The organism is Paenibacillus xylanexedens, assembly GCF_001908275.1.
Taxonomy (GTDB): domain Bacteria; phylum Bacillota; class Bacilli; order Paenibacillales; family Paenibacillaceae; genus Paenibacillus; species Paenibacillus xylanexedens_A.
In genome coordinates this window covers 6304362-6318148 of the sequence record NZ_CP018620.1, presented here as the reverse complement: position 1 = coordinate 6318148, position 13787 = coordinate 6304362, and the positions used below count along the sequence as shown (strand labels likewise).

The 13787-nt window shown below is 44.8% G+C and carries 9 protein-coding genes and 1 tRNA gene; 6 read left to right on the top strand and 4 right to left on the bottom strand.

The window, feature by feature from the left end:
* Positions 1–219 precede the first annotated feature (219 nt).
* The gene (locus tag BS614_RS27500; protein WP_074097015.1) at positions 220–990 is read left to right on the top strand and encodes a class I SAM-dependent methyltransferase; all 771 of its coding nucleotides are present in this window, start codon (positions 220–222) and stop codon (positions 988–990) included.
* A gap of 396 nt (positions 991–1386) precedes the next feature.
* A complete protein-coding gene (locus BS614_RS27495) occupies positions 1387–5346 on the top strand; it encodes a S8 family serine peptidase (protein WP_074096260.1) in 3960 nt (1319 codons plus the stop codon).
* A 128-nt stretch (positions 5347–5474) separates the two neighbouring features.
* On the opposite strand, the gene BS614_RS27490 is transcribed toward BS614_RS27495, so the two are convergent.
* The 4 genes from BS614_RS27490 to BS614_RS27475 form a co-directional block, all read right to left on the bottom strand.
* Positions 5475–6704, bottom strand: coding sequence for a CynX/NimT family MFS transporter (locus tag BS614_RS27490; RefSeq protein WP_074096259.1), 1230 nt, complete (start codon positions 6702–6704; stop codon positions 5475–5477).
* A 651-nt stretch (positions 6705–7355) separates the two neighbouring features.
* Entirely contained in the window at positions 7356–8192 is an 837-nt protein-coding gene (locus BS614_RS27485; protein ID WP_425320279.1) for an IS3 family transposase, read from the bottom strand.
* Between the two features lie 23 nt (positions 8193–8215).
* A complete protein-coding gene (locus tag BS614_RS32660; protein WP_074094027.1) occupies positions 8216–8536 on the bottom strand; it encodes a transposase in 321 nt (106 codons plus the stop codon).
* A 236-nt stretch (positions 8537–8772) separates the two neighbouring features.
* A tRNA-Arg gene (locus tag BS614_RS27475) sits at positions 8773–8846 on the bottom strand.
* A gap of 234 nt (positions 8847–9080) precedes the next feature.
* On the opposite strand from BS614_RS27475, the gene BS614_RS27470 reads away from it, so the two are divergent.
* The 4 genes from BS614_RS27470 (at position 9081) to clpX (ending at position 13731) form a co-directional block, all read left to right on the top strand.
* Positions 9081–10016, top strand: coding sequence for a hypothetical protein (locus tag BS614_RS27470; RefSeq protein ID WP_210437006.1), 936 nt, complete (start codon positions 9081–9083; stop codon positions 10014–10016).
* Positions 10017–10154: 138 nt separating this feature from the next.
* On the top strand, positions 10155–11495 hold the full coding sequence (tig, locus tag BS614_RS27465) for a trigger factor (protein WP_074096258.1): 1341 nt from the start codon (positions 10155–10157) through the stop codon (positions 11493–11495).
* Positions 11496–11874: 379 nt separating this feature from the next.
* Complete coding sequence (gene clpP / locus BS614_RS27460) at positions 11875–12465, top strand: ATP-dependent Clp endopeptidase proteolytic subunit ClpP (protein ID WP_036605886.1); 591 nt, start codon at positions 11875–11877, stop codon at positions 12463–12465.
* A 12-nt stretch (positions 12466–12477) separates the two neighbouring features.
* Positions 12478–13731 (top strand): ATP-dependent protease ATP-binding subunit ClpX, encoded by a 1254-nt coding sequence (gene clpX, locus BS614_RS27455; RefSeq protein WP_036605887.1) that lies wholly within the window; start codon positions 12478–12480, stop codon positions 13729–13731.
* The last annotated feature ends 56 nt before the right edge of the window (positions 13732–13787 follow it).

Here is a 13787-nt window from a genome sequence, read left to right as displayed (position 1 = left end):
AGCATCCGCTTCGTTAGCGCTACATCGCAGTCTCGACTGGAAAGAGAGTATCCCTCCTGGGACGTATTAAAAAGAAACTTCCTTCGGGAAGTTTTTTTTGCGTTCAGAGGAAGTCTTCTATTGGTTTTACCTATGAACAATATAGAATTTATATATTTAAAGAATAAACAATTCTATGCCACAATGAGGATATCAATAACGAAAGCGACGGTGGTATCCATGAAATCATTAAATCAATGGCAAGCAGATGAGTATGACAACAAACTGGCTTTTGTGTCCGGATACGGCAAAAACCTGATCTCTTGGCTTCAACCCCAAAAAGGGGAATACATTCTTGATCTGGGTTGCGGGACGGGGGATTTGACGCATGAAATTTCTCTGGCCGGAGCTGAAGTTATTGGCATGGATGCATCGACGGACATGATTCGCCGTGCGAGGGAGAAATTCCCTGAACTTGAGTTCGTGGAAGGAGACGGTCATCAGTTTGAGACGAATAGACTATATTATGCCGTCTTCTCCAATGCAGCCCTGCACTGGATGCGAAGCCCGCGATTAGTGGTGGATAGTATATGGAAATCTTTGAAGCCCGGAGGGCGTTTTGTCGCAGAGTTCGGTGGTAAAGGGAACGTGCAGACCATTGTGAATGCATTAGAGCAGGTTATGGAGCGAAACACGGGTATTCGTGCATCCGAACGCAATCCTTGGTATTTTCCTTCGATCGGAGAATATAGCCATATTTTAGAGCGAAGTGGATTTATGGTGCGTCATGCCTATCACTATGACCGTCCTACCAGATTGGAAGATGGTGAGCAAGGTATAGTAGGCTGGTTGACTCATTTTGGAGGGGACTATTTTGAGGGTTTCAGTCATGAAGAGATACAACAAATATGCCATGAAACCAGTCAAATCGTGATGTCTCACCTTTGGAAAGATGATGCGATGTATGCCGATTACAAGCGCCTGCGTATTGAAGCCGTGAAGCCAGAATAAAGTAGAATTTTGTGATTTGTAGCAATTTATAACGATGTTAAACGAATTATCGTGATTCTTTGTATACTAACCACGCTTCCCCTATACACCAGGAATCTCTTTCGGATAAAGAGGCTCTTGGTCTTTTTTTGATGCATTATTTTAAAAATGAAATATTCAGACGACAAATAATTACAAATGGATATTTTTATCATACTCAAGACCCATATAAGTAATTTCTATATCATATTTGTAAGTATTTAGAAGGAGAATGTGGTATTTTGATAGAATAATTTACCAAGGGTCAATCTTCTTGCAGATAGGCGGTGAAATTGGAGTGTGTATTGCAGTACGCACAAACACAGCAGGAACCCATCATTTGGTGACGTATTCACATTTAAAAGGAGGGGCAAAGCCTTGAGTAAACGATTGATATCCACGTTATTAAGTGTTCTGATGGTCTTTTCCATTATTCTCCCCGCGGCTGGAGCCGCTCCCGCAGATTCAGTTATTCAGCTTGACAACTTACCCAGTACAGCCGAAGCCAAACAATGGAGAGAGATTCTTGCAGGACGGGAAGCAAAACTTGCGGCAGATCCATTTTTGGATAAAAGCTTGGAAGGTCTGGGTGGCGAGAACACCCGAGTGATCGTTGAGCTTTCCAATAAACCTGTTGCAGTAGCGCAAGGTGAATCAACCCTCTCCGGAAAATCTTTTACCTCCTCTATGGAAACAAAGGCTGTGACTCAAGTTGAGCAACAACAACAGTCATTTGTACATAGCCTCACTCAGAAGAAAATCAAACATGAAGTATTGGAAGAATATGCATATGCCCTGAATGGTGTAGCGATTGAGCTTAAAGGAAACCAGGTGGGACAATTGCTTCAAATACCTGGCGTGGTCAGCGTATATCCTGACCTTGAAGTTACAATAGCGCCCGAGACAGATGAAGTGAACCCGTACATGAAAGACACAGCGCCTTTTATTGGTGCACCTGAAGTATGGGATCTGGGTTACAAAGGAAATGGCATCAAAGTGGGAGTCATCGATACAGGGATTGACTATGAACATCCTAATTTGCAGGAAGCTTACAAAGGCGGTTGGGACTTTGTTGGAAACGACAATGATCCGTATGAAGCGACATATCAAGAATGGAAAAGTTCAGGGGAACCTGAGTTTAACGAAAGGGGAAGTGCCTTTTACACATCCCACGGTACGCACGTAGCCGGTACCATTGCTGCTCGTGAAGCAGGGGATTACGGGATTGTTGGCGTTGCTCCTGAAGCAGATATCTATGCATACCGTGTACTTGGGCCGTATGGTAGTGGTCAAACCTCATGGGTGCTCGGAGGAATTGATCGTTCCGTTGAAGATGGCATGGATATAATTAATCTCTCTTTGGGGAATGCCGCTAACGATCCAAGTTATATTACCTCGGTAGCCCTGAATAATGCGATGTTGTCTGGTGTGACAGCAGTAGTTGCCAGTGGAAATGACGGACCCAACCGGTATACACTCGGTTCTCCGGGGGCATCTGCAATGGCCATCACTGTAGGTAACTCCACAGGCCCTAGTCAGCTTATTACAGCGGATACTCACTTCTGGATTGGTGAGGAAGGCGAAGAGGCACAACCTGAACAACAACCGGTGCCAGAGGTTGAACCATCTCCTGAACTGGGGACGGCACCTGGAACAGAAGAGCCTGAAGATTCAGAGCAAGGTGTACCTGCAACTGCTACTGAAGATAGTGCAGCAGGAGTAGAGGATGCAGTTTCTGACGAAGCTGGAATTCCGAACGTAGAAGAAACTACAACTGAAGAAAATACGTCATCTGCTTCACCTCCTGCACCGGTTGAAGCTGCTCCTGAAGCTGCTCCTGTGGAAGAAGAGTCTGTAATTGCTCCGACTGAAGCTCCACTGGCTATTACAGAGTCGGTTTACCGTCTGGATCTGATGGGATGGAGCCTGTCGGCAGACCCTGAAACTGTTTTGACAGGGAAATATGAGCTGGAATTTGCAGCACTGGGTAAGCCAACTGATTTTGAAGGTAGAGATTTTACAGGTAAAGTGGCATTAATACAGCGTGGTGAACTCGCATTTGTAGAGAAAATCGCCAATGCTAAAGCGGCCGGAGCCGTGGCTGTTATTGTATATAACAACATTCCTGGCCCAATTGGTGTAAGTCTGGGCGATAACTTTGAACTCATTCCAACACTGAGCATGTCCAAGGAAGATGGAGATGTGATCAAGGCTGAGCTGGACGCAGGCCAAGCCGTTGAAGTGAGCTTTAGTGATTTTGAACGTTCCCAAACTCCGGGCGATGAAATGAGTTCATCCAGTTCACGTGGACCTGCAAAGGTAACACTGGACATCAAACCGGATATTGTTGCACCCGGTACAAGCATTTTGTCTACGATTCCTGCCTACGGCAAGGATGAGCCAGACGCAGATTACGCACAAGCTTATGATCGTAAATCAGGTACAAGTATGGCTACACCTCATGTAGCAGGTTTGATTGCTTTGCTGATCGAGAAGCATCCCGAATGGACTCCATTTGATATCAAAGTTGCACTGATGAACAATAGTAAGGTGCTGGATACAACCAAGTTTGATGTATTTGATCAAGGTGCTGGCCGTATTCAGGCTGTAAATACCATTGATCCTGCTGCTTTTGTCAAAGTGCTTGATGTAACTCAATACACAGAAAGTGGCTCTGTTGTTGAAAAGGAAAATATCACCGGAAGTATCAACTACGGTAATTTCCTGAGCACAGATGAAAAGACGATTACCAAAACAATTAAAGTTGAAGCGCTGAATGGTAGTGGCGGGGATTACACCGTAAATGTGAATCCAACTCGTAATGTCGCTGGTGTATCCGTTGCCGTAGACAAGAATTCCTTTACATTGAATGGTGAGGAAGAACTTGCAGTGACAATCACCGTTCCACGAGGGGTTACTGCGGTTACAGAAGCACAAGGATACATCGAGTTGTCGAACGGAACCAATACCTTTACGGTGCCATATGTTGCTCATTTCAACGTTACGTTGAGTGGGGTTAAATATATTGAAACCGTAAAAGGCACTGAAAAAAATCCATTCCACTATCCATTGAAGGCTGATGGTACGTTGGATACCCTTAATGTAGCGATGGAATTTTATAACCCGATGACATTTGCCCTGATTGAAATCTATGATGGTCTTAATCCGGAAGGTGGATATTATCAAGATGGTTATATTGGCTCCATCTTTGGTAACTATTTTAACTTCAATGCCAATGCAAGATACAACCTTGCTTGGGACGGCTCATATGCAGATTACACAACCGATGAAGTGACTGAGATTCCGGATGGTTTATATACGGTAGACATCACTACCATTGGTACGGACGGTAAAACCTATAAGGAAGACACTTCGCCATTTTTGGTGAAAAAGACAGCTCCGGCTGTAACTGCACCAGAAGCGTTGAAGTTCAAAGAGGATGAGTCTGCTGTCCTTAATGGTAGCGTGGAAGACTTGTACTTCCGTGTAGCTCCTGCGCTTGCCAGCGGATGGGACATCACGTTTGATCCGGCAGCTTCCCTGGAAGCAACGTATGTTGTGAAAAAAGAGGATGGATCGGTTTATAAAGAAGGAGTCTTTGAAGTACAACCTGATGGTACCTTCAGCCTTCCTTTGGAGGGAATTGGAGCAGGCGAGTATGCTGTTGAACTTACGGTAAAAGACCAACAGGGGCTTTCGGGTACAGCCAATACGGCACTGAAATTGGAAGCGGTGGAGACCGAACCTGAAACTCCGGCAACCAAGGCCCCAGGTACGCCTGTATTGTCTCACAATAACTGGGTAGGCAACGGCTTACCAGAGGGCGCGTATATCGTTACAATGAACCTGTGGTGGGGCGAGAACGGAACTAGCTACAAGTTATATGAGGACGGGGTTTTGGTTGATACGCAGAAGTTGACTTACAACGCGCCTTGGGCGCAGTTTGCTCAGACGAAGATCACGGGCAAAGCCAATGGCACGTATACGTACGTGGCTGAGCTGACCAACGACAAGGGAACAACGCGTAGTCAGACGTTGACTGTTCGGGTTACCAACGCAACGCCAGGCAAAGCGGTTCTTTCTCACGATAACTGGGATGGCGATGGCCATTATAAGGTGTCTATGAACCTGTGGTGGGGAACCAACGCTACAGAGTATCGTCTCTATGAAAATGATAAGTTGATCGATACGCAAGAACTCCGTTCGGCTACACCTTATGCACAAAGTGCTGTGACTACACTGTCCTCTAAAGCATCGGGCACGTATACGTATCGGGCAGAGTTAATTAACGCAGCCGGAGTTACCAGCACAGACACAATTAAGGTAAAAGTGAAGTAAGTTCATTTCTCATTGAAATTGATTAAAATGGATTAAATTAATGAAGGAATTGTTCTATGAATAAACGGCCTCCATCCTGATTTGCAGGATGGAGGCCGTTTTGTTTTTTTTATAAATGAATTATATGACTAACCGATCATTCTATTTTTGCTGGCCTGAATCCCTGCGATTAACAAAGCGATGGCCAGAATGACCTGTATTAACAACGGAAGGGTCCATCCTTTTGTCCAGTCATGAAGCATACCGAATAGTAGAGGTCCTACTGCGGCCAGCATATATCCGAAGGACTGAGCCATACCGGACAGGCTGGCAGCTTGTCTGGCATCTTTTGTGCGAAGGACAAAGAACATCGTTACCATGCCAAATGAAGCTCCAGCGCCTATTCCTGCCAACGTGACACCAATGGTAACGAGCGAAGCGATACCACTTAACAATAAAGCATACCCGACAATTAAAGAAGAGCACGTTATCGCGGTTAGAACACGCTGATCTCGCGTTCGGCCGGCAAGGATTGGAACGATAAAGGTAGCTGGTACACTAACCATCTGCATCAGGGAGAGCATCCACCCTGCTGAGGTGGGGCTGAATCCTTGCTCAGCGAGAATCTCGGGAAGCCAGGTAATCGTTGTATAGAATATTAGAGATTGAAGACCCATAAATAAAGTAATGAACCAGGCCAAGGAAGAGGTCCGTAGACGTACAGGCGTCCCTTCACTCTGTGTGGCTATGAATAACATTCGCTGACGTCCTGCGGCGATCTGGGGGAGCCACAAGAGAAGTGCCAGTATGGACAATAAGGCCCACATGCCTAACGAAGCACGCCAACCCATAGATGTAGCTCCTGCTACTGGCACACTCACACCGGAGGCGATGGCGCCAAATATGTTCATGGATACAGAGTATAATCCGGTGACGATACCTACCCGCAATGGGAAATCACGTTTGATCAAACTTGGCAAAAGCACGTTGCTTAATGCAATGCCGCACCCCAAAATTGCGGTTCCTGCATATAAGGAAAGAACGGAAGGCAACAAGCGTAATGCCACCCCAATGGTTACAATCATAACAGCCAATAGCAGAGCAGATTCGAGTCCTAAACGTTTGGCAAGACGTGGTGCAAAGGGGGAGACTGCTGCAAAGGCGAGCAAAGGAAGTGAGGTCAGAAGCCCGACCATCGTATGGCCGATACCTGTATCTGAGCGGATCATCTCCACTACAGGTCCGGTTGCTGTAATCGGTGATCTCATGGTAGCGGCGATGACGATAATGCCTGCTAACAACAGGCCGAATCTTTTGGATGTCAAAGAATGTTCTTCCTCGGTATGGATAGATGAGTGTTGCTGTATTGAAGATGACATTGATAAAATCTCCTGTTTCCTAAGAAGTTAATATGTATGGATTGTTACATTACCCACTGGGTAAGCATAACATTCTATGTCAATATTGAGCAATGAAATGAAAAAACACCCAATCGACAATGGGTGCCTTGACTAACCTGTGAACTCTAACGAATCCACGAGGTCTTATAATGGGTAAAATCGCAATTTTCAAATTCTAACGAACCTCAGCGACGTTAATCAGGCTACGAAGTGCGAATAAGTGAGTTAATACCCCAGAATGGTGAAATAAGCTCTCTAAGATTCGTTAGAATTCCACAATGCTGAATTTGCAGCAAATAAAGTGTCCTATGTTCGTTAGAACGTCGGTACTTTCAACGCGTTGCTTATTAGAGTGAGCAAACGCGGACGCTCCAATGCAGCGACATAGAGCATGTAACGAAGTGAATGCTCCGACAAACTGTTGGGGCCCCATCCCTTGAACGCAAGAAAACTTCCCGAAGGAAGTTTCTTTTAATACGTCCCAGGAGGGATACTCTCCTTGCAGTCGAGACTGCGAAGTGTTGCTAACGAAGCGAACGCTCCGACGAACCGTTGGGATTCTCATCCCCAGAACGCAAAAAAAACTTCCCGAAGTGGTCATACCCCTGTCAAGTAGACAGATGAAAAAAGCTATGCTGCCAGCGCGCATCGATATTCAATCGGTGCGCGCTGTTTGAGTTTGGCTTGAAAACGTCGGTAATTGTAATTGTACATATAATCTTCCACGGCTTGTCGAATCTCTACTTCTGAATTACACTGATTAAGGTACAGCTTCTCTGTCTTGAGATGCGAAAAGAAGGATTCGATGCATGCGTTATCCAGGCAGGTTGCTTTGCGAGAGTGGCTGCCCTTAATGCCGAATGCTTCTAATCGTGTGTTGTACGCCTGAGACGTATATTGGAAGCCCTGATCCGAATGGAGCACGGCTTCTGAAACGTCTCTTTTTTGTGTCCATTGTTCCACCGTATCCAATACGAGCTGAACATCGTTCCGTTTAGATAACTGCCAAGCTACAATCTCGTTGTTGAACAAGTCTTGAATCACGGACAGGTAAACGAATGAATTCCCATCCGAAATATAGGTAATATCCGTCACCATTTTTTGCTGGGGTGCTGTAGCATGAAATTGGCGCTTTAGGCGATTCGGATAGATCACAGATGGCGTATAGCTGGACTTCTTCCGCTTCTTGCGAATCACTGATTGGATCGATAGTTCCCGCATGATTCGATATACTTTCTTGTGATTCACGTTCAGGCCAGACTCCCAGAGCGCCGTTGTCATACGAGGATAACCAAACTCTCGGTTTTCAAAATGAATAGCCATCATGTGTTCTTTGATCTCACGGTCACGGTCTTGTCTTGCATCTCGCTGCGGCTGTGTTGCTCGCCATTTGTAGTAACTGGAACGGGGTATTCCTGTAATCGATAATAGGCGTGTAATGTCATGCGAGCAGCGCAATTCATCTATGATATCGTAGTTCTCCCGTTGGCTCAGCGCTTCTCCTTTACTAGATTTGGATACCGCTTTTTTAAATAATCCACCTGTGCTTGAAGATAGTCTCGTTCTTCCTCCACGCTGCCAAAGGCTTTACGGGGACGTCCCTTCAGTGGATTGGGCACACTGTTTTTTCGCTCATCGAACGCTTCCCCGTTTTTCCACTTTTTCACCCACACCTTCAGTTGTGAACAGTTTCGAATCCCCTCGCGCTCAGCAACCACCTTGTAACTTGAAGAACCTTCGACATAGGATCTAACTGCATTCAATTTGAATTCTTCCGTATATGTCTGAAATGTTTGCCCTTTTTTCGCCATAAAAATATCCCCTCCAAGTATCACTTGAACCTCCATGATAACATGAAGTTTTTTTTTAGTGTCTACTTAAAGGGGATAATACCAGAAGGAAGTTTTCTTTTAATACGTCCCAGGAGGGATACTCTCCTTGCAGTCGAGACTGCGAAGTGGTGCTAACGAAGCGAATGCTCCGACGAACTGTTGGGGTTTTCATCCCCAGACGCAAAAAAGCTTCCCGAAGGAAGCTTCTTTTTATACGTCCCAGGAGGGATTCGAACCCCCGACCGACGCCTTAGAAGGGCGTTGCTCTATCCAGCTGAGCTACTGAGACATGAATTTTTTCAAGCAAAATTGATTTTATCATATGCATACAGGAATATCAAGCATTTTATTTTAAACTATTTTTCGTATATGATATTTGGCGGCAGTAACGTTTTTTTCATTATATTTAAGGTTATGTTAGAATATCAGGAGAACTCAGAAAATAGATCGACAATCGTTTTAATATATACATCTATTTATGTTGATTCCGACTGGAGATTCAGGATATAGAGGAGGTGCTCCCATTAAGGAATCCACGACCCCGGAAACCGAGCATAACAACAATATTGTGCTGTTTCCTAAGACGCTGGACTATTACCAGATTCAATTGACAGTTATGCTTGAAAATGAACGGTATGGTGAAGCGATGAAATTGCTTCACTTTTTGCTGCAATGTCAGGGACAGGAAGAGCGCCACTATGATGAATGGCGGGCTCTGCTCGAATGGCTTCAGGCTGCGTTTCCTCAATATGAAGAAACCTCGCCTACCGTTCTTGAAGAACGAGAAGAGGAAGAAGAGATTTGTGAGGAAGACATGGCACGGCAGCATGCCCGAATGAAGCTTGAACAGGATGATGGTTATGCAGATAAGATGCTTCGCACAGTAATGGAGGAGCCGCTGTCTGAACAGACGATGCTGGCTTTGGAGCAGCTGGCCTATCTTGATCTACCGAAGATTGACGAGGCACTTACGAGTTGGTTAAAAGATAAGTCGCTTCACCCTCTGCTTCAATTCCGGGTGCTGCAAACCTTGCGTCGCCGAGGTGTTCAAGGTATGATCCTGTTTACGAGAGGCGAAGAGCAGGTTGAAGTCGAGATCGACACCGTGCCTCTTAGACCAGAGGAATTCCCGCTCCAAATCGTTCAGATTCTGGAACGAGTGGCAGATCAGACGGAGGTTCATGAACCTACGCTCTTTTATTTTGCCCAGGAACTGTGGATACAATATGTCATGGCGGTGTATGGAACCCGTGATTATGTATCGATGCTGGAAGAAAATGATTCCATGACAGATATATGGGCAGCAGCTCTACATATGACCGTTGCAGACAGTCTGGGTGGTTCGCATGATGAGGAGAATACCCGCTCAATGTATGCTGTGACAGGCGCGATGCGCTTTCGACTGGAGCAGGCTTATCGTTCCATGAAACAGTTCGTATCTGCCGGTTTGGATGGTTAATCGAGGCCGGAAACGTTTTCCTTAAACTGTATCAAGGGATTCCCCTTGAAAAAGAATCTAATCTTGTTTATACTAAAATGGTTATTTTGTACGTGATTGCCTACGTGAACATGTGAATTTTGGAGGGGAAAGTATACAATGAAAGCAACTTGGGAAAAGATAGAGAAGAACCTTGGGGTTCTTGAGGTTGAAGTGGATGCAGATCGTGTAACTGCAGCACTGGACAAAGCTTTTAATAAAGTGGTTAAACAAGCAAACGTACCTGGATTCCGTAAAGGTAAAGTACCACGTTCCATCTTCGAAGCACGTTTTGGTGTAGAGAGCCTTTATCAAGAAGCAATCGACATTTTGCTTCCTGAAGCTTATACAGAAGCAATCGACCAAACGGATATCTTCCCGGTTGATCGTCCTGACGTAGATGTTGAACAATTTGCTAAAGGACAAACATTCAAGTTCAAAGCAAAAGTAACTGTGAAACCAGAAGTTACCCTGGGTGACTACAAAGGAATCGAAGTTGCTGTAGCAAAAGGTGAAGTAACTGACGCAGAAGTGGCTGAAGAACTTGAGCGTCTTCAACAACGTCACGCTGAACTCGTTGTAATTGACGAAGGTTCCGCTGCTAATGGCGACGTTGCAGTAATCGACTTCGACGGTTCCGTTGATGGTGTACCTTTCGAAGGTGGACAAGCTGAGCGTTATTCCCTGGAACTGGGTTCCAACACATTCATTCCTGGATTTGAAGAACAAGTTGTGGGTCTGTCCACAGGTGACTTCAAAGACGTAGAAGTGACTTTCCCAGAGAGCTACCATGCAGCAGAACTTGCTGGCAAACAAGCGGTATTCAAAGTGAAAATTCACGAAATCAAACGCAAACAACTTCCTGCATTGGATGATGAGTTTGCTAAAGATGTTAGCGAATTCGACACTCTTGAAGAGTACAAAGCTGACCTGAAAACACAATTGGAATCCCGTAAAGCTGACGAAGCCAAAGCTGCACAAGAAAATGCAGTTGTAGAAAAAGTGGCTGAGAACGCTGAAGTGGACATTCCTGCTGCAATGGTTGAGAGCGAAGTACAAAACATGATGCGTGATTTCGACAACCGTCTGCGCAACCAAGGTATGAACCTTGAAATGTTCCTGAGCTTCTCTGGCCAGACTCAAGCTGACCTGAGAGGGCAAATGCAAGAAGATGCTTCCAAACGTGTTCGCAACAACCTGGTGCTTGAAGCTGTAGGTAAAGCGGAAAACATTGAAGTATCTGACGAAGAAGTGAATCAAGAACTCGAGAAAATGGCTGAATCTTACAAGCGTCCTGCTGATGAGATCCGTGGCATCCTCGAAGGTAATGGTTCCCTGGACAGCCTTCGCGATGAAGTTAAACTGCGTAAAACGATTGACGTTCTTGTTGAGAACAGCACAGTTGTTGAACCAGTTGAAGCTCCAGCTGAAGAAGTTGTTGCAGAAGCTGACGAAAAATAAGACAAGCTGTTATCAACTTGTCAGTTGAATAAACGATAAGGCACGTGAATTATTGCGTGCCTTATTTTTAAATTATGACATCCATTTTATAGAAAATGAAGTAATTATATGGATGGATACTAATTTTATTGATCCGCGTACACTTTATACATACCTATGTACTTCATGCAAATAAAAAACGGCAAGACGGCATAGGATGGCTTCAATTTGCACATACATAGAAAACATGGTTAAATATGATCAGGCTAAAAAAGTAAACAAATTGATGTCTGACCCCTCTTGTGAAAAATGACATTGTCACAGGAAAGTGGTAGAATGAATTTGGGTTTGCTTTACAGGTGGCCTATGTCTAATTACATGTAGAAAAGAGGTTGGTCTCATGAGTCTGGTGCCAATGGTTATAGAACAAACCAATCGAGGCGAGCGGTCTTACGATATATATTCACGTTTGCTGAAAGATCGCATTATCTTTCTAACCAGTGCGATTGATGACGATGTAGCCAATCTTGTCATAGCACAGCTTTTGTTTTTGGCAGCCGACGATCCTGAGAAGGATATCAGCTTGTACATTAACTCACCTGGTGGTTCTGTCACCGCAGGGATGGGTATATACGATACGATGCAATTTATCAAGCCGGATGTATCTACCATTTGCGTAGGGATGGCAGCAAGCATGGGCTCGTTATTGCTGACAGCCGGTGCACCTGGCAAGAGATATGCGCTGACAAATAGCGAAGTAATGATTCATCAGCCGCTTGGCGGCATTCAAGGACAGGCTGCGGATATTAAGATACACGCAGAATGGATTATTAAAACACGTCAGAAACTGAATCAAATATACGTCGATCGTACGGGTCAGCCTCTTGAGAAAATTGAGCGGGATACCGACCGTGACTTCTTCATGAGCGCTGAAGAAGCTAAGACGTACGGCATTATTGACCAGGTGCTCAGTAGACCGATCAATTCCTAAAGGGGTGGTTTCATGTTTAAATTTAACGATGAGAAAGGGCAATTGAAATGCTCTTTTTGCGGTAAATCTCAGGAGCAGGTACGCAAGTTGGTCGCTGGACCAGGCGTGTACATCTGTGATGAATGTATCGAACTTTGCACCGAAATCGTTGAGGAAGAACTTGGTCATGATGAAGAAGTAGACCTGAAAGATATTCCGAAACCAAAAGAAATTCGTAATATTCTGGATCAATATGTTATTGGACAGGAACAAGCGAAAAAATCATTGTCTGTTGCGGTGTATAATCACTACAAACGGATCAACACACAAAGCAAAATTGAAGACGTTGAATTGTCAAAGAGTAACATTTTGCTGTTAGGACCAACAGGTTCTGGTAAAACGTTGCTTGCGCAAACGATGGCAAAAATTTTGAATGTTCCTTTTGCTATTGCGGATGCTACGTCATTAACAGAAGCGGGTTATGTGGGTGAGGATGTAGAGAACATCCTGCTCAAACTGATTCAAGCTGCTGATTATGATGTGGAAAAAGCAGAGCGTGGCATTATTTATATCGATGAGATTGATAAAGTAGCGCGTAAATCCGAAAACCCATCCATTACTCGTGATGTATCGGGCGAAGGTGTGCAACAGGCTCTCTTGAAAATTCTTGAAGGAACTGTGGCTTCTGTACCACCACAAGGTGGTCGTAAACACCCTCATCAAGAATTCATTCAGATCGATACAACGAACATCCTGTTCATTTGCGGCGGTGCCTTTGATGGTCTGGAGCAAATGATCAAACGCCGGATCGGTAAAAAAGTCATTGGCTTTAATACCGTTTCTGAGCAAAAAGATCTGAAACCAGGTGAATACCTGGGTATGGTATTGCCGGAAGATTTGCTGAAATTTGGTCTGATTCCGGAGTTTGTAGGCCGTCTGCCAGTCATCTCCACTTTGGAGCCGCTGGATGAAGATACGTTGGTACGGATTCTTTCCGAACCAAAAAACGCGCTTACCAAACAGTACCAAAAACTGCTTGAGCTGGACAATGTGAATCTGGTATTTGAACCAGCTGCATTGCTCGCGATTGCAAAAGAAGCAATTAAACGTAACACAGGTGCACGTGGATTACGTGCCATCATTGAAGGTATCATGCTGGAAATCATGTATGAAGTGCCTTCACGTGAAGATGTTACGAACTGTGTCATCACGGAAGAAGTTGTTGAGAAAAGAGTCGTGCCTGAACTAAGCCAATCGAAGGACGATAAGCAGGAAGAGAGCGCCTAATAAAAGGCCTGAATCCCGTTGAACTCTGAAATATAGACTTGTCAGTTCTCCACTTT

What these genes read in the sequence shown, in the direction of transcription:
- clpP (WP_036605886.1), top strand. Translation starts at nt 11,875, where the DNA reads ATGAGTCTGGTGCCAATGGTTATAGAACAAACCAATCGAGGCGAGCGG.
- BS614_RS27500 (WP_074097015.1), top strand. Translation starts at nt 220, where the DNA reads ATGAAATCATTAAATCAATGGCAAGCAGATGAGTATGACAACAAACTG.
- clpX (WP_036605887.1), top strand. Translation starts at nt 12,478, where the DNA reads ATGTTTAAATTTAACGATGAGAAAGGGCAATTGAAATGCTCTTTTTGC.
- tig (WP_074096258.1), top strand. Translation starts at nt 10,155, where the DNA reads ATGAAAGCAACTTGGGAAAAGATAGAGAAGAACCTTGGGGTTCTTGAG.
- BS614_RS32660 (WP_074094027.1), bottom strand. Translation starts at nt 8,536, where the DNA reads ATGGCGAAAAAAGGGCAAACATTTCAGACATATACGGAAGAATTCAAA.
- BS614_RS27490 (WP_074096259.1), bottom strand. Translation starts at nt 6,704, where the DNA reads ATGTCATCTTCAATACAGCAACACTCATCTATCCATACCGAGGAAGAA.